General features: G+C 49.5%; 17 protein-coding genes and 2 pseudogenes. 16 read left to right on the top strand and 3 right to left on the bottom strand.

From position 1 onward, the window contains the following. The first annotated feature begins 177 nt into the window (after positions 1-177). The 7 genes and pseudogenes from B5G04_RS20140 to B5G04_RS19310 form a co-directional block, all read left to right on the top strand. Positions 178-1443 carry a S41 family peptidase gene (locus tag B5G04_RS20140; protein WP_162608586.1) on the top strand — a complete coding sequence of 422 codons (1266 nt, stop codon included), beginning with the start codon at positions 178-180 and terminating at the stop codon, positions 1441-1443. A gap of 84 nt (positions 1444-1527) precedes the next feature. Then, a complete protein-coding gene (locus B5G04_RS07720) occupies positions 1528-2460 on the top strand; it encodes a transposase family protein (RefSeq protein ID WP_087396583.1) in 933 nt (310 codons plus the stop codon). A 20-nt stretch (positions 2461-2480) separates the two neighbouring features. Beyond that, entirely contained in the window at positions 2481-2897 is a 417-nt protein-coding gene (locus B5G04_RS07715) for an acyltransferase family protein (protein WP_337959696.1), read from the top strand. Positions 2898-2989: 92 nt separating this feature from the next. Further along, positions 2990-3292 (top strand): nucleotidyltransferase domain-containing protein, encoded by a 303-nt coding sequence (locus B5G04_RS07710; RefSeq protein WP_225226352.1) that lies wholly within the window; start codon positions 2990-2992, stop codon positions 3290-3292. Further along, positions 3283-3687 carry a HEPN domain-containing protein gene (locus B5G04_RS07705; RefSeq protein ID WP_087213579.1) on the top strand — a complete coding sequence of 135 codons (405 nt, stop codon included), beginning with the start codon at positions 3283-3285 and terminating at the stop codon, positions 3685-3687. Before B5G04_RS07710 ends, B5G04_RS07705 begins: the two co-directional genes overlap by 10 nt. A 170-nt stretch (positions 3688-3857) precedes the next feature. Further along, positions 3858-4106 (top strand): hypothetical protein, encoded by a 249-nt coding sequence (locus B5G04_RS19315; RefSeq protein WP_140406973.1) that lies wholly within the window; start codon positions 3858-3860, stop codon positions 4104-4106. A 49-nt stretch (positions 4107-4155) separates the two neighbouring features. Next, positions 4156-4290: pseudogene (locus B5G04_RS19310) on the top strand (NAD(P)-binding protein); the annotation flags it as partial. Positions 4291-4537: 247 nt separating this feature from the next. On the opposite strand, the gene B5G04_RS07690 reads toward B5G04_RS19310, so the two are convergent. Then, positions 4538-5719 (bottom strand): hypothetical protein, encoded by a 1182-nt coding sequence (locus B5G04_RS07690; RefSeq protein ID WP_087251115.1) that lies wholly within the window; start codon positions 5717-5719, stop codon positions 4538-4540. Between the two features lie 175 nt (positions 5720-5894). On the opposite strand from B5G04_RS07690, the gene B5G04_RS07685 reads away from it, so the two are divergent. The 9 genes and pseudogenes from B5G04_RS07685 (at position 5895) to B5G04_RS07650 (ending at position 20871) form a co-directional block, all read left to right on the top strand. Continuing rightward, entirely contained in the window at positions 5895-7073 is a 1179-nt protein-coding gene (locus B5G04_RS07685) for an AAA family ATPase (RefSeq protein WP_022039072.1), read from the top strand. 54 nt (positions 7074-7127) lie between these two features. Beyond that, positions 7128-10685 carry a pyruvate:ferredoxin (flavodoxin) oxidoreductase gene (gene nifJ / locus B5G04_RS07680; RefSeq protein WP_087396578.1) on the top strand — a complete coding sequence of 1186 codons (3558 nt, stop codon included), beginning with the start codon at positions 7128-7130 and terminating at the stop codon, positions 10683-10685. A gap of 311 nt (positions 10686-10996) precedes the next feature. After that, positions 10997-11533: pseudogene (locus B5G04_RS20205) on the top strand (GNAT family N-acetyltransferase); the annotation flags it as partial. Then, a complete protein-coding gene (locus B5G04_RS20200) occupies positions 11507-11992 on the top strand; it encodes a GNAT family N-acetyltransferase (RefSeq protein ID WP_204247004.1) in 486 nt (161 codons plus the stop codon). The pseudogene B5G04_RS20205 and the gene B5G04_RS20200, both read left to right, overlap by 27 nt. Positions 11993-12322: 330 nt before the next feature. Continuing rightward, positions 12323-14689 (top strand): TonB-dependent receptor, encoded by a 2367-nt coding sequence (locus B5G04_RS07670; RefSeq protein WP_087396575.1) that lies wholly within the window; start codon positions 12323-12325, stop codon positions 14687-14689. A gap of 193 nt (positions 14690-14882) precedes the next feature. After that, a complete protein-coding gene (gene metA / locus B5G04_RS07665; protein WP_087396573.1) occupies positions 14883-15806 on the top strand; it encodes a homoserine O-succinyltransferase in 924 nt (307 codons plus the stop codon). Then, positions 15793-17664, top strand: a complete 1872-nt coding sequence (locus tag B5G04_RS07660; RefSeq protein WP_087396571.1) for a U32 family peptidase — start codon at positions 15793-15795, stop codon at positions 17662-17664. The genes metA and B5G04_RS07660 overlap by 14 nt, the downstream gene beginning before the upstream one ends. Before the next feature lie 78 nt (positions 17665-17742). Continuing rightward, positions 17743-18690 (top strand): hypothetical protein, encoded by a 948-nt coding sequence (locus B5G04_RS07655; protein WP_013617317.1) that lies wholly within the window; start codon positions 17743-17745, stop codon positions 18688-18690. A gap of 525 nt (positions 18691-19215) precedes the next feature. Beyond that, entirely contained in the window at positions 19216-20871 is a 1656-nt protein-coding gene (locus B5G04_RS07650) for a hypothetical protein (RefSeq protein WP_087396570.1), read from the top strand. A gap of 106 nt (positions 20872-20977) precedes the next feature. On the opposite strand, the gene B5G04_RS07645 is transcribed toward B5G04_RS07650, so the two are convergent. Then, on the bottom strand, positions 20978-22147 hold the full coding sequence (locus B5G04_RS07645; RefSeq protein WP_087396568.1) for a TolC family protein: 1170 nt from the start codon (positions 22145-22147) through the stop codon (positions 20978-20980). 85 nt (positions 22148-22232) lie between these two features. Continuing rightward, positions 22233-25334 (bottom strand): efflux RND transporter permease subunit, encoded by a 3102-nt coding sequence (locus B5G04_RS07640; protein ID WP_087396566.1) that lies wholly within the window; start codon positions 25332-25334, stop codon positions 22233-22235. Positions 25335-25364 lie beyond the last annotated feature (30 nt).

The following is a 25364-nucleotide window of genomic DNA, read 5'->3' as shown; positions in this document are numbered from 1 at the left end:
CAATGATTATGGCAAAAGAAAAAGTAAACTACCAGGAGGTATATGACCTCTACCAGTTATGCAGCTTCGCATCCGTGGGATAAAATTGATTGAATATCAACCTATAAAGTGATTTTTAAGGGTAGACTATTATAATATTAGCAAGTTAAAATTAGTATCAACCAAACAAATCATAGAATGAATAAAAGAATTATAATAAATTGCTCACTTCTTTTGTTTTGTAGTGTTTCTTTTGGGCAAAAATTAAGTCCTGCCCAGCAAATGGCCGATTTTGACACTTTATGTACAAAATTAGAATATGTACACCCCGACCTTTATCTCTATCAGTCAAGAGAAGAGTATGAAAACAACAAAATCAAGATTAAGTCCTCCATGACTGATTCTATCAGCATATCCGACTTCTATCTGAAAATAGCCCCTTTTATGGCTAATATAAAGGATGGTCATAGTATGATGCTGCCGCCTATTACCAACGACCTGATTGCGAATGCAAAGAAAGATGGCAAGACAATGCCATTGAGAATAAAAGTATCCGGAGATTTCTTTATTGTAGATTATCCGGTGATTGATAATTCCATGGTTTGTGAAGGTGATACGATTCTCGGAATTAACGGAATCCATTCAAAAGATATACTTGGACGGATGTATAGCCTTTGGGGTTCGGAGAAAGGTAATGGCATTAAGGAAGGCAGTGTAAACGCCTATTGGTCTCCATTGTTGTGGTACATGTACAGATGGGGCGAGTCGTATGAGTTTACGATAAAACGTGGTGATAAAATGGAAGAGATACGTTTGGAAGGAGTTCCGCAAAGTGTGGCTATAAAGGTCATCAAAGAAAGACAATCCCAGAAAAAGCCTGAAAGTTTCAGTTGTTGTTTCTCTTCCGATTTCACAAAGGCAACTCTCACCATTCGCAATGTATTTCAGGAAACTGAACTAAAGGTATTTTGTGATTCAGTCTTTAAGGAAATAAACCGGAGAAAAATAAAGGATATAATTATTGACTTACGAAATAACACAGGGGGTTCAAGCAAGTGTGTGGATAGGCTTATTTCCTATTTTCCACATCCGGACTATTCGCTATATTCTAAGAGTCAGTTGAAGGTCAGTGCATATTCCAAAGCCTATAATAAAGACAGGCATCCGGAAATATACAGTCAAATCTGCAATTTGCCGGATGGAGGACTTTTTGTTATAGAAGCTACTCCCGTCAAGAGTAATTTGAAAGAAGCTAATCTATATCATGGTAAAACAACTATTCTTGTGAATAACAAGACTTACTCTGGTGCATCCACTTTGGCCCATACGATGAAGAGGTTAGGTATCGCGAGAGTGAAAGGAGAAACAGGATGCCCTGATGTATATTTCGGTAATTATCTGCATTTTACATTGCCAAATTCCAAGATAGATTATTATATCAGTTTCTCTAAGTTTTATGAGTAAAAACAATTGATAAAATGAAAAAGATTATTAGAGTTTATGTAATTTAGATTTGTTATATATCGCGCATACGCGTACCTTTGCAACATGAATTACCACAACCATAAAGACAACAGCAAAAGTTTCCGTGCCTTGACGGGAGTTAGCCATGAACAGTTTTGTGCGCTTCTCCCTTATTTCGAGGCTGCGCATGAGGACTATTTGTCCGAGTATGAAATGACCGGGGAACGCCGTAGCGGAAAACGCCGCAGTCCTTCCATCTACAAGAACAGCCCCCTTCCCAGCATATCCGACCGCCTGTTCTTCATTTTGGTTTATTTGAAAAACAACCCGTTGCAGGAATATCATGCGGCCTGTTTCGGAATGAACCAGAAGCACTGCAACATATTCATCCATTGCCTGACTAAAATCCTTCGTCTGTCCCTTAAAGCGAAAGGTCTTGTCCCCGCAGAAACCGACAAGGAGCTTGCCGAACGGCTGGCGGAACTTTCCAAGGAGGGGGACAAGCCGGTGCTTCTTCATGACGGGACGGAACGGGAGATTCCCCGTCCGGCAGACCGGGACATGCAAAAGGAGCGTTACAGCGGCAAGAAAAAACGGCACACGGTCAAGAACGCCGTCATTGTAACGATGGCTTGTCTGGTCATATTTGTCAGTCAGACCGTTTCGGGCAAGACCCACGACAAGAAGATGGCTGACACAATGTATTCTTTTCCTGTGCCTTGCACCTTGTATCAAGATACGGGATACCAAGGCTATGAGCCTGAGGGGGTGGAAATCATACAGCCGGTCAAGAAGCCCAAAGGGAAAGAGCTTTCCAGGCAGGACAAGGAATACAACAAGAAAGTTTCCGCCATCAGGGTGCGTATAGAACATGTCATAGGAAGCGCGAAAGTCATGCGCATCGTCAAAGACGAGTGCAGGCTCAGGGCAAACAACTTTGTAGAAAACATCTTTTCCACATGTATGGCACTGCATAATCTCAGAATTAAAATCAACCCTTGGAACTATCATAACTAATTTACATAAACTCTATTTATTTGTTGGGGTACTGGCTATGTTGGAAAGCACCGCAAAAAATTTATGGAAACAAAATACTTTTGACTGCAATCATTATCCTATGTATCGGGATTATCGTCACAAAATGTTATTATGGTTTTGACGTTTACGGCTATGCTACCCCTGTTGTAATCTGCTTGGCTTCAGCCTTGTTTCTGCTATTCAGGTCGCTGAATGTGAATTGGAAGTTGGCAAACCAACTGGCACCTTACTGCTTTGGCATTTATCTGGTGCATCCTGTATTCATCAATTTCGCCTATAAGCTTTTGAATGTAGATGAAGAAGTGGTTGTACCTATTTACAATTTTATCGGCTTCTTCCTGCTATTCACACTTTTGTCATTAGCCAGCACATATATTCTGATGAAAATTCCGTTTATGAAGAAGCATGTGTTATAAGCAAATAAAAACATCTCCCGTTTGCCTTTCTCGAAATTAATTCGTTTCTTTGTAGAAAACTTAGGAACACTATGGAAGTGCCATCTAAAATAATGCATTCTATACAAGAAACAGCTTCGAAGGTATTGCCTATTGGAGCACAAATGATTTTGTTCGGGTCACGGGCACGTGGAGATGCGCGAGAAGATTCGGACTGGGATCTTCTTATCTTGCTAGAACAAGACAAAGTGAGCCATGATGATTACAACAACATCGCTTTTCCGTTGGTGGAGTTGGGATGGAAAATCAATGCAGAGATTAATCCTTTGGTATATACATATGCCGAATGGGGAAAAAGGCATTTCACTCCTTTTTATAAAAATGTAGAACAAGAGGGAATCGTATTATGGCACTGACGTTGGAAGAAAAAAGGGCAATCATAGCCTATCGCCTGCAAAAATCGGAACAAGCAATGGTGGAAGCACGGGACAATGCGCAATTAAAGCACTGGAATCTTGTTGCAAACCGTTTATATTATGCGGTTTTTCATGCAGCTACCGCATTGTTGATAGATAAAGGCTTTTCTTCTAAAACCCATAGTGGTGTAATCTGCATTTTAGGACAAGAATTTGTGATGAAAGGACTACTTAGTAAAGAAGATGCCCGTTTGGCCTCCCGCTTATTGAATATGAGACAAGCTGGTGATTACGATGATTTATTTGACTGGACAGAAGAAGAAGTTGCTCCTTTGTTTCCACAAACAGAGACACTGCTAAGCAAATTAAAGTCTCTACTTTCTGTATATTCTTGATATTCTTCGCAAACCAATTTTGTTACAATGGCGAATCCAATGGAGATAAAGAAACCAGAAGAAAAATCTGTTCCACAAAATTCATATATTTCCTCAACACAGGAGATATCCCTTTCGATGCCACTGCGCCCGGATTAAAAGAAGCCCGTGAGAAACTGCGGCTTGAACGCATGAGCAAGGCAGAACCGAATGCGTATTACCGCCATTTAGACAATGTGGTCATCTTACGTGATAACATTGTAACAGCAAGAGACGAGGAACGTTTAGAGGGACGCGCAGAGGGGCGTACTGAAGGAATAAATATTGACGCGAGAAAAACGAAAGCCGACATAGCTAAACAAATGAAAATGGATGGTATGCCAATGGAAATCATCATGAAATATACAGGATTTACCCAAGACGAAATCGAAAAGTTATAAATACTCATAAGTCAACAAAATTAAATACAAGACACTTTAGATATTATCCATGCAACGTTACGATTACTTGATAGTAGGTGCCGAATTATTCGGCTCCGTATTTGCCTATAAAGCTACACAAGAAGGAAAGAAATGTCTGGTCATCGACCGCCGACCGCATTTGGGAGGAAACTTATATTGTGAGCACTGGCAGACAAGATTGTATTTACCGGTGCCATCGATGAGTATTACGGATATAGATTCTCCAAAAAGCTTTCTCGGCTTAATGCATCCGTTTTCGTATGTGCTTTAGTTTTTTAGTCATCCCAAATCATCGCACAATAAATTCCAAAACAGTTTCTAAGAATCAACCGGATTCTAATTTTATTTTAAGCGTATCGCCTGTAACACAGGGGGTATATCAGAATTGGATGCATTTCATATCTGACCGACTATACGATTTCGGTAATAGGGAACAGGACGTATGCCTGATAACGTGTGTCTTCGCCTACGGGAGTAAGTGATACATAACCACTTTCCAACCTTCCCCCAACCAACCTGACAGGATATGCATCTTGCATATATGCGTGAAACCTCAAGGCTTCGCCCGAAGCAGGATAATGCTCGATAACGAAACGCCCACAGGCGGTGGGACATACATAACGGTCGAAGAAAAGGCGTGAAAGTACACCCATATTCATCCGCAAGTTGATTTCGACACACGGATGGAGCATATAGTCCTTTTCATGACAAACCATCATGTCGATACCTAAATAGCCAGTATATCGTCTACCCAACCATTGGGGCAAGACTACAAGCAGATGCTGCCGCACTTCGTATAAAGTCTCAAGTGAAATGTATGCTTCAAGCCAATGCTCTATCGTCCCATCAGAAGCCAGCAGATTGCCTTTGTAATTGCCGAAAGCATCGGTCTCGAACAACGAATAACCGGCAAACGACACCTTTCCATCCTCATCAGCACGGAACTCCATAGCGAAATCACACACCTTATTATATATAGGTTCTGCCATAACCGCCCCTTGTGTACGAAGGATACGGGCAGTCCAACCTTCTACTGAAGCTGTCCAAGTTTCGTTGGAAACAAAAGCCAATCCGCGTCCACTCCCCGACCATGGAGCTTTCAAGACACATCTTCCCCAGCCTGCCACTATCGTACGCACCTCTTCCAACGTGAAACAGGCACACGCCTCTCCACATATTCCTTTCATACCAGCAAAACTCTGCAAGATTGGGACAGCACTTGTCCTGCCCGACAAGGCACGTATATCTGCCAAGATTCCGGCGGAAGGAAGATACACTTCGTCTACTTCCTCCTGCCTCAATGTATGCACCAATGCCGGACTCCAGCCCCAAGGCGACCAAGCTACAGAAGGATATGCAGCCGTCCATTCCACTTCTGGAAAAAACATCCCCCCATTACCATCTTCTTCCCAATGAGGCATTCGCCCGATAGAAGGAAGTTTTACTATACTGCCTGCAGGAGCATACCAGGCAGGAAGCACCGACAAATCGGCAGCCATACGCTGTATTTCGGCTGGCACCTTATAATAAGGAGTAAAATTGGCAAGTGCCATATCATTCTCCGGATTGAATAAAAAAACCGTTTTCTTCATGACCTAATCCGATTCTTTACAGAGAACCCAAGACATTACAAAGAACCTCCGTGTATTTCTGTGCCCTCTACGGTAAATAATACACAAAGTTACATGAAAAAATTAATTATTTTGATAACCCCAGTTTGCAAATTAATGAACTATTAGTATATTTGCACCGAAGAAATCGAAATTCATGGAAGCATTCTACAGAACACATAATTACCTGGTTGAGCATACCAACGCCCCCGTGCGACGCGACTTGATGGACGAAATAGACTGGAACGCCCGCCTTATCGGCATCAAAGGCACACGCGGGGTAGGGAAAACCACATTCCTACTACAATATGCGAAGGAAAAATTCGGCTATGACCGTTCGTGTCTGTTTGTAAACATGAACAATTTCTATTTTTCGCAATATAGTCTGGTTAATTTTGCAGGTGAGTTTGTGAAGCGTGGCGGCAAAGTGCTTCTCATTGACCAAGTGTTCAAACTTCCGCAATGGAGCCACGACCTGCGCACGTGCTATGAGCGCTACCCAAACTTGAAGATCGTATTTACAGGCTCTTCTGTAATGCGCCTGAAAGAAGAAAACCCCGAACTGAACGGCATCGTACAATCGTATAACCTGCGTGGCTTTTCATTCCGTGAATTTCTGAACTTGCAGACGGGTAACCACTTTTCTGCATACACTCTGGACGAAATCCTGACAGGACACGAACATATTGCGAAAACCATCCTTCCGCACATCAATCCGCTCAATTATTTTCAAGACTATATCCACCATGGGTTTTATCCATTCTTCCTTGAAAAACGTAACTTTTCGGAGAATTTGCTGAAGACCATGAACATGATGATAGAAGTGGATATTCTTCTTATCAAACAAATTGAACTGAAATATCTCTCAAGAATAAAAAAATTATTATATTTGTTGGCGGTAGACGGACCGGTTGCGCCCAACATCAGCCAGCTTGCTTCCGATATACAGACGTCACGTGCTACGGTAATGAATTACATCAAATACCTTGCCGACGCACGGCTGATAAACATGGTATATCCGAAGGGAGAAGTCTTCCCGAAAAAACCGGCTAAAATCATGATGCACAACACCAACCTGATGTACAGCATCTATCCGGTAAAGGTGGAGGAACAAGACGTGCTGGAGACTTTCTTTGTCAACTCATTGTGGAAAGACCACAAGGTGAACAAAGGAGAAAAAGGCACTTCTTTTCTGGTAGACGGCAATTTGAACTTCCGTATCTGCGGAGAAGGCTACAAGATAAAAAGCAACCCTGGAGTTTATTATGCCATGCACAGGACTGAACTGGGACACGGCAACCAGATTCCGCTGTGGTTGTTCGGTTTCCTGTATTAGACAACAAAGAGAAAAGAAACGATATATTTACCTAACAATATAATTAGTAATTGTATGACTAAACAAAAAAAATTTATCACATGTGATGGTAATGAAGCTGCTGCTCACATTTCGTATATGTTTACGGAAGTAGCTGCCATCTACCCCATCACTCCGTCGTCTACCATGGCTGAGCACGTAGACGAATGGGCTGCCGCAGGTCGTAAAAACATCTTCGGCGAAACTGTTTTGGTACAGGAAATGCAATCTGAAGGCGGTGCTGCCGGTGCAGTACACGGCTCGCTTCAGGCTGGTGCATTGACTACTACTTATACTGCATCTCAGGGTCTGTTGCTGATGATTCCGAACATGTACAAAATCGCAGGTGAATTGCTTCCTTGCGTATTCCATGTATCGGCACGTACGCTGGCTTCTCACGCATTGTGTATCTTCGGCGACCACCAAGATGTAATGTCTACCCGCCAGACCGGTTTCGCGATGTTGTGCGAAGGTTCTGTACAGGAAGTTATGGACTTGGCAGGTGTGGCTCACTTGGCTACCATCAAGTCTCGCGTTCCGTTCGTGAACTTCTTCGATGGCTTCCGTACCTCTCACGAAATCCAGAAAATCGAAAAGCTGGATAACGAAGACCTCGCTCCGCTTATCGACCAGAAAGCTTTGGCAGAGTTCCGTGAACGCGCACTGACCCCGAACAAACCGGTTGCACGCGGTATGGCTGAAAACCCCGACCACTTCTTCCAACACAGAGAATCATGCAATCCTTACTATGAAGCAGTTCCGGCTATCGTAGAAGAATACATGAACGAAATCAACAAGATTACGGGACGCAACTACGGCCTGTTCGATTACTATGGTGCGGAAGATGCGGAAAACATCATCATCGCCATGGGCTCGGTAACAGAAGCTACGCGTGAAGCAATCGACTACCTGACCGCTCAAGGCAAGAAGGTAGGTATGATTGCCGTTCACTTGTATCGTCCGTTCTCGGCTAAACACTTCCTGGCAAAGATGCCTAAGACGGTGAAACGTATCGCAGTGCTCGACCGTACCAAAGAACCGGGCTCAAACGGCGAACCGTTGTATCTGGACATCAAGGACGTATTCTACGGACAGGAAAATGCCCCGCTTATCGTAGGCGGACGCTATGGCCTGGGTTCAAAAGACACTACTCCGGCTCAAATCTTGTCGGTATACGAAAATCTGGAACTCCCGATGCCGAAAGACCACTTCACTATCGGTATTGTGGATGACGTTACCTTTACTTCTCTGCCTCAGAAAGAAGAAATCGCTCTCGGTGCAGAAGGCGTATTCGAAGCTAAATTCTACGGTTTGGGTGCAGACGGTACGGTAGGTGCCAACAAGAACTCTGTAAAGATTATCGGTGACAATACCGACAAGTATTGCCAGGCTTACTTCTCTTACGACTCGAAGAAGTCGGGAGGTTTCACCTGCTCTCACCTGCGTTTCGGCGACCACCCGATTCACTCTACCTATCTGGTAACTACCCCGAACTTCGTGGCTTGCCACGTTCAGGCTTACCTGCACATGTACGATGTAACCCGCGGTCTGCGCAAGAACGGTACGTTCCTGCTGAACACCATCTGGGAAGGCGATGAACTGGCTAAGAACCTGCCGAACAAGGTAAAGAAATACTTTGCTGAAAACAACATCACCGTTTACTACATCAACGCGACCCAGATTGCACAGGAAATCGGTTTGGGCAACCGTACCAATACCATCCTGCAGTCTGCATTCTTCCGCATCACAGGCGTTATCCCTGTAGACTTGGCGGTAGAACAGATGAAGAAGTTCATCGTGAAATCTTACGGCAAGAAGGGTGAAGACGTTGTCAACAAGAACTATGCAGCCGTTGACCGCGGCGGCGAATACAAGCAACTGACCGTTGACCCGGCTTGGGCTAACCTGGAAGTTGAACCTGCCGCAGCAAACAACGACCCGGCATTCATCAACGAAGTAGTTCGTCCGATCAACGCACAAGACGGCGACTTGCTGCCGGTATCTGCATTCAAGGGCATCGAAGACGGTACTTGGTATCAGGGAACAGCCAAATACGAAAAACGTGGTGTGGCTGCTTTCGTTCCGGAATGGAATCCTGAAAACTGTATCCAGTGTAACAAGTGTGCATACGTTTGTCCTCACGCTGCCATCCGTCCGTTCGTACTCGATGCAGAAGAACAGAAGGGTGCAAACTTCACTACCCTGAAGGCTGTGGGCAAGCAATTCGACGGCATGACCTTCCGCATGCAGGTAGACGTACTCGACTGCTTGGGTTGCGGCAACTGTGCCGATGTTTGTCCGGGCAATCCGAAGAAGGGTGGCAAGGCGCTGACCATGAAACACCTGGAAAGCCAATTGGCAGAAGCAGACAACTGGACTTACTGCACGGAACACGTATCAAGCAAACAGCACTTGGTAGACATCAAGTCGAACGTGAAGAACTCTCAGTTCGCTACTCCGCTCTTTGAGTTCTCGGGTGCTTGCTCAGGCTGTGGTGAAACTCCGTATGTGAAACTGATTTCTCAGTTGTTCGGCGACCGCGAAATGGTTTCTAACGCTACCGGATGTTCTTCAATCTACTCAGGTTCTGTTCCTTCTACTCCGTACACTACGAACGAAAAAGGCCAGGGTCCGGCATGGGCAAACTCTTTGTTCGAAGACTTCTGCGAATTCGGTCTGGGTATGGAATTGGCTAACAAGAAGCTGCGCAACCGTATCGAAGATGCCATGAAGGCAGCTATCGCTTCGGATGAAACTCCGGCTGAATACAAGGAAGCATTCCAGGAATGGATTGACGGACGCAACGATGCAGACAAGAGCAAAGCTGCTGCCGAAAAGATTATCCCGATGGTAGAAGCCGCTAAAGACAAGTGTGCAAACTGCGCTACAATCTACGAGTTCAGAGATTACCTCATCAAACGTTCTCAATGGATTATCGGCGGTGACGGTGCTTCTTACGATATCGGTTACGGAGGTCTCGACCATGTAATCGCTTCGGGCGAAGACGTAAACATCCTCGTATTGGATACCGAAGTTTACTCGAATACCGGTGGCCAGTCATCTAAGGCTACTCCGCTGGGCGCTATCGCCAAGTTTGCCGCTTCCGGTAAGCGTGTACGCAAGAAAGACCTTGGTCTGATTGCCACTACTTACGGTTATGTATATGTAGCTCAGATTGCGATGGGTGCCGACCAGGCTCAGACATTGAAAGCCATCCGCGAAGCAGAAGCATATCCTGGTCCGTCATTGGTTATCGCATACGCTCCGTGTATCAACCACGGATTGAAAGCAGGTATGGGTAAGAGCCAGGCAGAAGAGGCTAAGGCCGTAGAATGCGGTTACTGGCACTTGTGGCGTTTCAACCCGGCTTTGGAAGACGAAGGCAAGAATCCGTTCTCGCTCGACTCGAAAGAACCGAACTGGGCTAACTTCCAGGATTACCTGAAAGGTGAAGTACGTTTCGCTTCTGTAATGAAACAATATCCGACAGAAGCAGCCGACTTGTTCGCAGCTTGCGAAAAGATGGCGAAGAAACGTTACGATTCTTACAAACGTATGGCAGCAATGGACTGGAGCGAAGAAAAAGCTGAATAATCAATCGCTGACAAATATTAAGAACAGCCGGTCTGAACATTCGGACCGGCTGTTTTTTATACTTCCCGCGACATTTATTTATATGAATGTCCGCATTTCACCAATAAGGAGTTATTTCAAGGAGTCAAAGGGAGTTAGAAGCCAATACTTTTACCAAACATCCCATGTAGGGGCGTATCGCATACGCCTTGAAGACATCCACGTGGATTAGTTGACGTATTCGGGCGTATGCGATACGCCCCTACATGGCAATTGGGTGAAATGCGGAGATTCAAATTTTTATTTATGCATAATATATTTTCCCTCAACCTATGAATACATTTTTAGAAACCTCCCGACTTATTCTCCGCCCTTGGCAAGAAGCTGATGCGGAAGCCTTGTACAAGTATGCGAAAGACCCTGCTATCGGGCCTATAGCCGGATGGCCACCCCACACCTCCATAGCACACAGCCTGGAAATCATCCGCACCGTCTTTACTGCTCCCGAGACCTACGCCGTGGTACTGAAAGAAACAAATGAACCAGTAGGAAGTGCCGGCATTATGTTTGGCGACGGCATGCACAGTGCTGCCATGCAGGCTGATGAAGCTGAAATCGGTTATTGGATAGGTGTGCCATACTGGGGGCAGGGATTGATACCCGAAGCTGTAAGATGCCTATTGCAGCGGTGCTTTACCGACTTAGGCGTGTCGGCGGTGTGGTGTGGATATTACGATGGGAATACCCAATCGCGCCGCGTAATGGAGAAATGCGGACTTACCTATCATCACACGGAGAGCGGCAACACATCTCCTTTGGGCGATATACGCACGGAACATTTCATGCGGATTACGGCAGAAGAGTGGAAGGCGCTTCAACAAATTCGAGAAATAAACAAAGATGCCCGGTCAACGGAACTCATCAGCCAACTGACGCAGGTATGGGAATCATCCGTCCGCGCCACCCATCACTTTCTGAGCGAACAAGACATCTGCAACCTTCGTCCCATGACCAAAGAAGCATTGCGCACCATCGATACCTTGATTATAGCGTTTTCCGCCAACAAACCTGTTGGCTTTATGTGCATCCAAGACCAGAAAATAGAAGCCCTATTCCTTGCTCCCGGACATATCGGAAAAGGAATCGGAAAACGGCTCATCCGGTTGGCTATCAATCGATACAAAGCTTTCTACATCGACGTAAACGAGCAGAATACACAAGCTACAGACATTTACCGCCACCTCGGTTTCGAAGTCTTCCGCCGCAATGAAACCGACAGCCAAGGAAACCCTTTCCCAATATTGTGCATGAAGTTCAATCCTAATTAAGGTATAACCATGCTATCGGATTCTACCTGCCATCATAAGTGGTCAGAAATGGCAAAGAGATAGAACGTACATTCATCGTTTTCGATATTCCATATACAAAAATTTCCTCATTTATGAGGATTGCATGTGTCGGAGATTTGGCGTTACTTTGCAGGCGATTGGAAAAAACGCAGATTAACGCAGATTTCCGCGGATTATTTTTATTGACTATTGGACTATTTAGATTTACTATTTTGCCCTAAACCGTACGTTGTCAATCGAAAAATTGTAAATAAAATAATCTGTGTTAATCTGCGAAAATCTGCGTTTCAAAAAAAACAAAGCACATATATGAAAACAAGACTTATCTTTACAACGCTGGCACTTGCCGCCACCGCCGCGGCATCCGCCACAACACACGACACCTTGCGCGACACCACACGGGTGATCGACATCGAAGAGGTAGTGGTCATCGCCACCCCTAAGGAAAACACCCGCCTGCGCCAACAGGCACTCTCCGCCACCTCGCTCTCGCAAGCGGACATACGGAGCCGGCAAATCGCATCGGTAAAATCGCTCTCTGGGTTGGTGCCCAACCTGTTCATCCCCGACTATGGGTCGAAGCTCACCACCTCGGTCTACGTACGGGGCATCGGGTCGCGCATCAACACGCCTGCCGTAGGGTTGTATGTTGACAACGTGCCCTTCATCGACAAGTCGGCGTTCGACTTCAACTACTCCGACATCGAACGCATCGACGTGATGCGCGGACCGCAGGGCACGCTGTACGGGCGCAACACGATGGGCGGGCTGATACGTGTGTTCACCAAGTCGCCCTTCACCTATCAGGGGACGGACGTGCAACTCAGTGCCGCCACCTACAACGATTACAAGGTGATGCTGAAGCACTACCACCGTATATCCGAACAATTCGCCTTCTCGGTAGGAACCTTCTACGAACACAAAGGAGGATTCTTCAAGAACGCTTTCGACGGCAAGCGCATCGACACCGATGACGAGGCAGGAGGACGCATCCGTGCCATCTGGCTTCCCAATGCCAACCTGAAACTGGACTTCACCGCCAATTACGAGTACACCAACCAAGGCGGATACCCCTACGCCTATACCGGACGCACCGACGGCGAAGAGGAAGACCGCGCCGAATACATCGGCACCATCTCGTACAACCGCCCCAGCGGATACAGGCGCAACCTGGCAAACGGCGGACTGAGCATCGAACACCACGCAAGGAACTTCATCCTGAGCAGCGTCACCGGATTCCAGTACCTGCACGACCGGATGACCTTGGACCAGGACTTCACCGAAGCCGACATCTATACCCTGGTGCAGAAACAAGACGCAAAAACCCTGAGCCAGGAAATCGTACTGAAGTCGAACCCCGGCACGCGCTGGCAATGGACCACCGGCGTGAGCGGATTCTACCAATGGCTGGACACCGGCGCACCCGTCACCTTCCACGATGAGGGCATCAGCAGCCTGATAGAAGACAACATCAATGCCGGACTGGCACAACTCCCCGCAGGTGCCCCTACCCTCTCGGCAAGCGTCACCACCCGGCCTCTCCTTGTACCCGGACACTTCAAGACACCTGTACTGAACGGTGCCATTTACCACCAGTCGACATTGAACGACCTTTTCACCGAGGGACTCTCGCTTACCGTAGGACTACGGCTGGACTATGAAAAACTCTGGCTGGACTATGACTCCCGCTGCGACATGGGCTTCGACTTCGGCGTATCAGCCCCTTTCCTGCCCCAGCCCATCTCCCGCTCGCTGGCGGCATCGGTGCGCTTCGCCGGCAAAGAGCACACCGACTACCTGCAACTCCTCCCCAAGTTCACCCTGCAATATGCGTGGAACCCCGAAAACAACGTCTACGCCACCGTGAGCCGAGGATACCGTTCGGGCGGATACAACATCCAGATGTTCTCCGACCTGATACAAGCCGACTTGCGCACCGCGATGATTGATGCCGTGAAGCAAGATGAAGTGTTCGGCAACTTCGCCGGAATGATTCCCGACTTCCCCTCTTCGGACGTGGACGTAACAGATGCCACCCTCTACAAGCCCGAATATGCATGGAACTACGAGGCGGGCGCACACCTCACCGCGGCAGGTGGAAAGCTGCAGACCGACCTTGCCTTCTTCTACATGGACACGCGCGACCAGCAGATTTCGCGCTTCGCCGAAACAGGATTGGGGCGCATCACCGTCAATGCCGGGAAAAGCCGAAGCATCGGAGCGGAAGCATCGTTGCGTGCCCGCCTGACCGATAATTTCCTCCTGAACGGAAGCTATGGCTACACCTACGCTACCTTCACCGACTATGTGGTGAGCGATACGGAGAACTACAACGGACGCTACGTGCCCTTCGTGCCCAAACACACGTTCCACATCGGCGGGCAATACCGTTTCGTCTTGCGAAAGAACGCCATCCTCGACAACATCACCGTAGATGCCAACTATCGTGCGGCAGGGCGCATCTACTGGACCGAACAGAACAATGCCAGCCAGCCCTTCTACGGCACACTGGACGGGCGCCTCAGCTTCAACAAAGGGAACGGGCAGGTGGCACTCTGGATAACAAACGCCCTCAACAAGCGTTACCAGGCGTTCTACTTCGAATCGATGAACCGTGGTTTCGAGCAACAAGGACGCCCCCTGCAAGTAGGAATCGACCTGCGGTGTAACTTCTGATTGGGTTTCACCACAGATAGCACAAAGCTTTTTATTCAATAATGCGAATCAGGAACAGACTTCCTGATTCAAAATTAAAAAGCATGAATGATGAATGAAGAATCGCTTCGCCCGCATGGAATTCTTCATTCTTCATTCATCATTCTTCATTAAAAAAACTTATCTTTGTGGCTGAAAAAAAACAAATGTTTCTATGCCACTGAATTTACCTGATAAATTGCCTGCCATCGACTTGCTGAAGGAAGAGAATATCTTCGTTATCGATACATCGCGGGCAAGTACACAAGACATACGTCCGTTGAAAATCGTCATCCTCAACCTGATGCCGATAAAGATTACTACCGAGACCGACCTGATACGGTTGCTCTCGAACTCGCCCCTCCAGATAGAGGTGAGCTTTATGAAACTGAAGAGCCATACCTCGAAGAACACGCCCATCGAGCACATGAAGGCGTTTTACCGTGACTTCGACCTGATGCGCGACGAGAAGTTCGACGGGATGATTATCACCGGCGCACCGGTGGAGCATCTCGATTTCGAAGACGTGAACTACTGGAGCGAGATACAGGATATATTCAATTGGACGCGTACGCACGTCACTTCTACCCTTTACATCTGCTGGGCGGCACAGGCTGGGCTGTATCATTTCTATGGGGTGCCCAAGTATCCGCTGGAGAAAAAGATGTTCGGCATCTTCGAGCATCATGTGTGCGAGGGGTTCGGGAAGCTGCCTATCTTCCGCGGGTTCGACGATGTGTTCTTCGTGCCGCACAGCAGGCATACGGAAGTGCGCCGCAAGGACATCGAACGCTGCCCCGAGCTACAGATTATTTCGGAATCGGAAGACTCGGGCGTACATATCGTGATGGCGCGCGGAGGACGCGAGTTTTATGTGACGGGCCATTCGGAATATGCCCCTTATACACTGGATACTGAATACCGGCGCGACTTGGCGAAAGGCTTGCCCATCGATATGCCGAAGAATTATTATCGCGGAGATGACCCGGAAAAGGGACCGCTGGTGCGCTGGCGCAGTACTGCCAACCTCTTGTTCTCCAACTGGCTGAACTATTACGTATATCAGGAAACACCGTATGATATCAATGAAATCAAGTAACCCCCTTTCCGTCTCCCCGGTGAGGGCTATCGAACTGCTGGCCCCTGCCAAGAACCTGGAGTGTGGAATCGAAGCCATCAACCACGGAGCGGATGCCGTGTATATCGGGGCACCCCGTTTCGGAGCACGTGCTGCTGCCGGAAACTCGTTGGACGACATCGCGGCACTGGTGCGTTATGCCCATCTGTACCGTGTGCGCATTTACGTTACGGTGAATACCATCCTGAAAGAAGACGAACTGAAAGCCACCGAGGCGATGATATGGGACTTGTACCGCATCGGGGTGGATGCGCTTATCGTACAGGATATGGGCATCACACAACTGGACCTGCCGCCTATCCCCCTGCATGCCAGCACGCAGATGGACAACCGCACGCCGGAGAAGGTGCAGTTTCTTGCCGAAGCCGGATTCCGCCAGGTGGTGCTCGCCCGTGAGTTGAGCCTTGACGAAATCGGCCGTATCCACCGCCGGTGCCCCGGCACGTTGCTCGAGGTCTTCGTCCACGGGGCGTTGTGCGTGAGTTATAGCGGGCAGTGTTACGTCAGTCAGGCGTGTTATGGGCGGAGCGCCAACCGCGGCGAATGCGCCCAGTTTTGCCGCCTGGGATTCGACCTTGTGGATGCCGACGGGAAGACCATCGTAAACGACAGGCACCTGCTCTCGCTCAAGGATATGAACCAAAGTGCGAACCTCGAAGCCCTGCTCGATGCGGGGGCTTCATCGCTCAAGATAGAAGGAAGGCTGAAAGACGTGTCGTATGTGAAAAACGTCACGGCATATTACCGCCAGCAACTGGATGCCATTTTCCGCCACCGGAAAGAATACATGCGGGCATCATCGGGCACGGTGCATCTGGCTTTCCGTCCCCAATTGGACAAGAGTTTCAGCCGCGGGTTTACCGACTATTTCGCCCACGGACGCAATCCGGGCATCTTCAACCTGAATACTCCGAAATCGTTGGGCGAAGAGGTAGGCACGGTGAAAGAAGTACGGGGCAACTGCCTGACCGTGGCGGGCGTGAAGTCCTTCGCCAATGGAGACGGATTGTGTTACCTCGACGGACAAGGCAAGTTGCACGGTTTCCGGGTGAACCGTGTGGAAGGCAATAAGCTGTTCCCGTTGGAAATGCCTCGCGGCATACGTCCGAAAACAATGCTGTACCGCAATTTCGACCAAGAGTTCGAGCGCGTGATGCAGAAGAAATCCGCCATAAGGAAGATAGCGGTGGACATGCGTCTGGAAGCAAATCCTTCCGGCTTCACCCTCGACCTTTCCGATGAAGACGGGACAAGGGTGAGCGTGGTGCTGGAACGGGAAAAAGAACGGGCACGTACCCCGCAAGCCGAGAACCTGAAGGCGCAGCTGGGCAAGTTGGGCACCACGCCTTTCGAAGCCCGTGAGATTGCCATCGGTTTTGCCGAAGACTGGTTTATCCCCGCATCCGGACTTTCGGACTTGCGCCGCCGGGCGGTGGAACTCCTGCTTCAGGCACGCCGCATCACCTATCCGCAAGAGCGCAGGCTATGGGAGCAGACCGCGCATCCTTATCCCGAAAAAGAGTTGGATTATCGCGGCAATGTGATGAATACGCTTGCCGAGGCTTTCTACCGCCGCCACGGTGTAGAGCAGATAGCTCCTGCTTTCGAGCGGGAAGCGCCGGCAGGAGTGGCGCTGATGTTTTGCAAGCATTGCATCCGATATAGCCTGGGCTGGTGTCCGGTGTATCAGAAAAAGCGTTCGCCCTACCGCGAGCCTTATTACCTGGTGAGCAGCGATGGCAAGCGTTTCCGGCTGGAATTCGATTGCAAGGCGTGCCAGATGAAAGTTTTTTCACCACAGATTACACAGATTGAATAAATAGATTTTTTTCTGTGTAATCCGATGATGAACTTATTTGCTAATGAACTTTATAATCTGTGTAATCTGTGGTGAAAAATGTTGAAGAGTAAGTATTTCGTACCGTTCCTGTTGCTGCTGGTGCTTGCTACGGCTTGCCGCTATCAGCCTTTGGTGCCTTCTTCCGCAGCAGAGGGAGGCGACTCCGTCCGTTTCTATTCGCGGATGTATGCCCTGAACAGCAATTTTCAGATAGAGGCAGACACACTATGGCTGCATGTGCTTCCGTTTATGGATACGGTACCGCTGCTCCGGGGCGATGAAGTGGTGGTGGCGGAGTTTGATGTACATCCGCAAGATTCCGTCGACTCGGTGTGGGTGAAAGTGGCACGCGACCAGGAGACCATCGGGTGGATTCAGGAACACCGCCTGCTGGACAATATCGTGCCGGTCGACCCTATCTCGCGCTTCATCCATTTCTTCAGCAACGCCCACACCCTGCCTTTCTTCCTTGTACTGGCGGTGTTTTTCCTGTGGTTCGTCTACCGGGCGGTGCGGCGCAAGCAAATCAAGCTCATCTGGCTGAACGATATCGATAGCGGCTTCCCCATCCTCTTGTCCTTGCTGATGGCAATAGCCGCCACTACCTACAACAGCATCCAGCACTTCGTGCCCGAGACGTGGGAACGCTACTATTATGCCCCCACGCTCAACCCCTTTGATGTGCCCTTTATTCTCGGCTTTTTCATCGTGTGCGTTGCCCTGGCATTGCTGGTGGGTGTGGCGATGCTCGACGACCTTTTTCACCAGACCAAAGCGGAAGTAGCGTTCTTCTACCTCGTGGGGCTGGTATCATGCTGCATCTTCATCTATGTGTTTTTCACCTACGTCAATGTTTATATCGCCTATGTATGCCTCGTGGCGTATGCCGCCGGCTGCATCCGCTGGCTGTGCAAGCCAGAACGCTACCCCTACGTATGCGGCGCATGCGGTGCCAAGCTGCGTACCAAGGGCATCTGCCCCCATTGCGGCGCGCTGAACGAGTGATGAATATTTTCACCGCAGATTACACAGGTTCACATTATTATATGCACAGGCATATGCATACGCTTGCAGGAAGCTTTGCATATATATCAATGAATTATGCAATATAATTGCCTTACGGGTGAAAAGAGAGAGGCTATGGCGTTACAATTGTTACAATTACAGTAATTTGAAATGACTTTTTAGACGAAAAAAAAAGTGAATTAAAAATTTATATTATATATATTATTATATAATATATATAATATAATATTCTAAATGATTTTTCTCTCTTCCGGACAACGGGATTGAAAAAGCGATTTCAATTAACTGTAATTGTAACAATTGTAACGGGTAGTACAGACAGCACCTATAAGATTCCTTGCATAAAAGAGAAAGATTTCTATCACTGCAACTATTTGATTTTCAATAGAAAACACAAAATATCTATTTTTTATTAACAGATTTTTACACATACCGTTTTTTATTCTGCCGATTATTCACAAAAAATGCATATCTTTGCATTATAAAACTTTAAATGTAATAGCTATGACCGACCAATCAATCACACCTTGCCCGCTGAGTTTCAAGGGCATCCCCTATTCTGACATTATCAACCGCTGGTTTTCGCTCGCCGGAGGCGAACCTGTAGAAGGAGAACGCAACGACAAGCTGCACCGCCTGGCTTCGCACCTGCGCTACATCACGGACAACAACGAAGAAACCCTTTTGCAGATTATGCCGCGTTACGGGCTTCCGGAAAAGGAAATGAAGGGGCTGATTCATTCGGCGTGCTCGGCGAAATGGTATTCGGTGCCGAAGCTGATGCAAGAGGCTTGTAGGGGCGTATCGCATACGCCCGAATGCGCCAACGAGGGCACCAATGAGGATGTGTGTGCGGATGTTTCCGGGCGTATGCAATACGCCCCTACAGTGCCTCCGATGCCCAAACGTCTTCCCAAGCTTATCCGCCTTCTTGTGAGCCGCACACCCGAAGTGTACAGGCCTGCCGTGGCGCATGCGGTATTCCCTTCGTTGGCAACCCATTTGCATCAAGTGCGCTTCAAGTATATTGACAATGTGGAGCATGAGGCGACCCTTATGAACGTGCTCATGGCGGGGACGGGTGCCGGAAAAGACTGCATTTCGGAGCCGATAAACCGCATCATGGCAGACATCCGGCGCAGGGATGAGGTGAACCTGCGCAGAGAGCGCGAATGGAAGGAAGAGGTGAACTCGAAAGGAGCGAACAAGGACAAACGCCAGCGCCCCGAAGGGCTTATCATCCAGGAGATTGATGCAGACATGACCAATCCGGCATTCGTGATGCGCACCGCCGAGGCGGAAGGACATTTCCTCTACACGAAAATGAACGAGATAGACCAGTTCGATGCCCTGAAAGGGTCGGTAAGGGGACGCCAGCAGTTCCAAATCATGTGCCTTGCGTTCGACCCCGGAAACCGCTACGGGCAGACACGCGCCAGCGCACAGGCCGTGACGGAAAAGGTCACCATCCGTTTCAACTGGAACGCTTCGACCACCATCCAGAAAGGGAAGAAATACTTCGCACGGGTACTGACCGACGGACCTATCTCGCGCATCAACTTCTGCACCATTCCCGAACGCGAAATCGGGGCGGACATGCCGGTGTATGGCAAGTATGACGCGGCTTTCGACGAGGAGCTTCGCCCGTACATCGAGAACCTGAACCGTGCCACGGGACTGATTGATTGCCCGCAGGCGTACAAGCTCGCCCAGGAGATGAGCGCCGAAAACGCGGAATGGGCCGTGCTCTCGCAAGACCGTGTGTACGAGAACCTTTCGTTCCGAGCCAACGTGATAGCCTACTTGAAGGCATGCGTGCTCTACGTGGCGAACGGGGAGAAATGGGAAAAGTCGATAGAAGACTTCGTGCGCTGGTCGTTCCACTACGACATGTGGTGCAAGCTGGAGTTTTTCGGGGAAGCGATAAAGGAAGCGATGGACGAAGACAAGCGCCCACTGTACGGCAGGCACCGTCCGGGCAGGCGCAACCTGCTGGAGCTGCTTCCCGATGAGTTTACGCATGCCGATGCGGTACGTGCGCGCCGGACAGCAGGCATGAGCGAGAAGGGCACCAGCAGCATGCTGAGGCAATGGGTATTCCGCCGTTACGTTACAATTGTTACAAATAACAATTATCAAAAACTGAAGTTCAAGGCGTAAAAATGAAGAATTAAGAATGAAGAATGAAGAATCGCTTCGCCCGCATGGAATTGGCTTACGCCGAACGTTGTTTCTTCATTCTTCATTCAAAAAAGATTCTTCATTCTCAAAGCCAGTTCTTGTAAATCTCCGCCATCAGCTTCTGGTACCGGTTCTCCAGCTCGATGTATGCCTGAAGGTTGCGGTAGATGTTGTCTGCCTCGGTATAAAATTCGATGATGGAGAGCTGACCCGCCTTTACGGCTTCGTTGAGCAAAGCCAGGGTGCGGTGCATCAGGACGACATCGTACGCCTGCATCGCCTCGCGCAACTGCTGCATTTCGTTGAAACGGGCATGCACGTCTGCCGCCGCTTGCAGGCGGGCATTGTCCAGCGCCAGGCGGGTACTCTCCACTTGCAGGCGGGCTATTTTCCCTTTTTTCCGGTTGGAAAACAAGGGCAGGCTTCCACCTATCAGGAAACCGTTGCTTTTCTCGTCAAGCGACGTGTTGCGCCTGTAGCCGACCTCTATTTTGGGCAACCAGCTCTGGCGGTTCACCTTCAGCTCCTTCTCGGCGGCACGCACATCGGCATCTGCCGCCAATAAACCGGCATCGGTAGCCATCACCTCATCGTAAAAGGCATTGCAGTCTTTCAGTTCCTCCACGTGGGGATAGGTGTCTGCTGTAAATTCCAAGGGCATGTTTCCGTTCATTGCCAGCAACTGCTGGAGCGCGGTGCGGTGGGCGGCATTGTTTTGCGCCACTTCGGTCTGCACGCTCATCCGTTCCATTTTGATTTTGTTCACTTCGAGGATGCCCGCATCGCCTTCCTCCAGGCGTTTCTCGAAGAGGGCAAGCAGCTCGCCGGCATTCTTCGCCCGCTCCTCCAGCAAGGCGTGTTGCTGGTTGAGCATTATCAGGTCGAGGCAAAGGTTCTTGGCACTGAGCAGGATATCGCGGCGTGCCGCCTGTTGCCTGCGGTCGAGAGCCGCCTGCTTCCACTTGCCCGACTGGCGGCGTGCACCGTAAAGCGTAGGGAAATCGAAGCCTTGTGTCACGACCAGTTCGGAGCTGGACATGCCGGTGATGCCCCGGGTGTAGAACGGGCTGTATTCCACCGAAGGGTCTTCGAGGTTGTTTTCCGCCTGCACTTCGAGTTTCGAGGCGAGCGTGCTTTGCCGTTGTGCCTGAAGCTCCTTGTTGTTCTGCTCCACCTGCCGGAGCACTTCGTCTATGGTTTGTGCCTGCATCGGCGCTATCGCAAGGCAGGCTATGGCTAATGTAATGTATTTCATTGCTGTATGCTTTTTTTCACCACAGATTACACAGATTCATAAAATTATTTTTTCTATGCTTTCTGTGGTTGATTGTTTATCTTTTTTAATCCGTGTAATCTGTGGTGGAAGACCGGTGCATCAGTTCGTACACGATGGGGACGATGAAGGCATTGAGGAAGGTCGATGTGAGCAAGCCTCCCAAGATGACTTTCGCCATCGGACTCTGTATTTCGTTGCCCGGCAAATCGCCGCGCAAGGCAAGCGGAATCAATGCCAATGCCGATGACAGGGCGGTCATCAGAATCGGATTCAAACGGTCCAGTGAACCGTGGACAATGCACTCGCGCAAGCCCATGCCCTGCTCTTCGCGCAACAAGTTGTAATGGCTGATAAGCAACATACCGTTGCGGGTGGCAATGCCGAAGAGCGAGATGAACCCGATGATGGCAGGGATGCTCAGCTCGCCCGTGGTGCAAAGCAGCACAAACACGCCTCCTATCAATGCCAGCGGCAGGTTGAGCAGGATAATGGCACTCTGCACCCCGTTCTTGAACTGGACATAGAGCAGCAGGAATATCACCACAATGCTCATCAACGAAGCAAGCAATAAGGTACGGCTGGCGGCTTGCTCGCTTTCGAACTGCCCGCCATACTCGATATGATACCCTTCGGGCAGGCGGATTTCATCGTCTACCCGCTTGCGGATATCGTCTACCACACTACGCAGGTCGCGCCCGCTGGTATTGGCGGAGATGACGATTTTACGTTTCACGTTCTCCCGGTTGATGGTGTTGGGACCCATTGACGACACCACATCCGCCACATAGCTCAAGGGCACTTTCCGTCCTTCGGCATCGTCTATCATCAGGTCACGGATGCGTTCGATAGAGCCACGGTTGTCTTCGCTGGCACGCACCACAAGGTTGAATGCCTTGCCGTTATCGTACACTTGCGACACGGTCTCGCCCGCCATATTCACCGTGACAAACTCATTGAACTGTGCCAGCGAGATGCCGTACTTCGCCAACATTTCACGCCGGGGGACGATTTTCAGCTCCGGACGCTCAATCTGTTGCTCCACGTTCAGGTCGGCAATGCCCTCTACGTCTTTCACGGCATCTTTAATCTGATTTCCCAAAGCGAACATACGGTTCAGGTCATCCCCGAAGAGCTTGATGGCGATGCTCGCCTGCGTGCCGCTCAGCATGGCATCGATGCGGTGGCTGATGGGCTGGCCTATCTCGATGTTGGCTCCGGTAATGACCGAAAGCTTGCGGCGTACCTCGTCGAGCAATTCCCGGTGCGAGCGGTCTTTCAACTCGAAGGGAGCTTCCAGCTCGGACACGTTCACGCCCAGCGCATGTTCGTCCAGCTCGGCACGCCCCGTCTTGCGTGCCACGGTCTGTATTTCGGGAATGGAAAGCAGGATTTCTTCCGCCTGCCGCCCTATCTTGTCGGACTCTTCCAACGAAATGCCCGGCAAGGAACTGACATTGATGGTGAACGAACCTTCGTTGAACGAGGGCAGAAAGCTGTGCCCCAAGGTAAAGAACAAGCCCAGTGCCACCACAAAAAGAGCAACGGTACCCGTCAGTACGCTCCGCTTGTGAGCCAATGCCCACTCCAGTGCCCGTGCGTAATACGTACGGAGCCACACGGCAAGGAAAGCTTCGCGAGGCAATCCTTCCTTCTTTCCGCCTCCCAGCAAATAACTGCAAAGTACCGGCGTAAGGGTAAGTGCCACCACCGTAGAAGCAAACAAGGCTACGATGAAAGCGATGCCCAACGGCACCAGCATCCGCCCCTCCATGCCACTCAGGAAGAACAGAGGAACAAAGCTCACAATGATAATCAACGTAGAGTTGAGAATGGGCATACGCACCTCGCGCGAGGCGTTGAACACCACTTCCCGCACCGGGCGGCGTTCGCCTGCCGGGAGCATCCGGTTCTGGCGCAAATGCTTCCATACATTCTCCACGTCTACGATGGCATCGTCTACCAGCGAACCGATGGCTATCGCCATACCGCCCAGACTCATGGTGTTGATGCTCAGCCCCATGTAATGCAACACCAAAACAGCTACCACCAAAGACAAGGGAAGCGTGACGAGCGAAATCACCGTGGTGCGCACATTGGCAAGGAAAAGGAAGAGCACGATAACTACGAATATCGCCCCTTCGTAGAGCGAATGCTGCACGTTGCTGATGGAACTCTCGATAAAGCGTGACTGGCGGAACGTATCGGTAGACACACGCACATCGGGCGGAAGGTTCTTTTGCAGGTCTTTCAGGGCGGCTTCCAGCTTTTCGGTCAGTTCGATGGTACCCGTATTGGGTTGCTTGGTCACGGTAATCAGTACGGCAGGTTTCCCTTTCTCCGATGCCAGTCCCAGCTTGGGCTGCTGGGCACCGATGCGCACATCCGCCACATCTTCCAGCACAATGGGAACACCTCCTGCGGTCTTAATCACCGCACGTGCCATTTCCTGTACATCTTCGGTAGACACCACTCCGCGCACAATATACTCGTTGCCATATTCATAAATGACACCTCCGTTGGTATTCTGGTTCATCCCGCGGGTCACTTCCATCACCTCGCCCAGCGTAACGCCGTAATGTCTCATCCGCTCGGGATGAAGCAGAATCTGGTATTCTTTGATATCGCCTCCCAATACCGCCACCTGTGCCACGCCTCCGGTAGAGAGCAGGCGCGGGCGGATGGTCCAGTCGGCAAGCGTACGCAGGTCGAGCATCGAAGTGCTGTCGGCAGTAAGCCCTACAATCAGCAGTTCACCCAGAATGGACGACTGGGGACCCAGTGTAGGATTGCCCACATTCTCAGGCAGGCTCTCGCCCACCGTAGCAAGTTTTTCGGATACAATCTGGCGGGCAAGGTAGATATCGGTATCCCAGTCGAACTCTACCCATACCACCGAGAAACCGGTGGTAGAAGAAGAGCGCACCCGGCGTACACCCGTAGCACCGTTCACCGCGGTCTCGATGGGGAAGGTGACGAGTTGTTCCACTTCTTCCGCCGCCATTCCCCCGGCTTCGGTCATCACCACCACCGTGGGCGCGTTCAGGTCGGGGAACACATCCACCTCGGTATGGAAAGCGGTGTAGGTTCCTCCTATGAGCAGAAGCACCGATGCCACCAGCACCAGCAAGCGGTTCTGCAATGAAAAATGAATGATTTTGTTCAGCATAAAAAAATTTGTTATGTTTTTAGCCTCACC

It is taken from the genome of Bacteroides sp. An51A (assembly GCF_002161565.1).
In the GTDB taxonomy this organism is placed as follows: domain Bacteria; phylum Bacteroidota; class Bacteroidia; order Bacteroidales; family Bacteroidaceae; genus Phocaeicola; species Phocaeicola intestinalis.
This window is presented reverse-complemented; position numbering and strand designations above follow the sequence as displayed.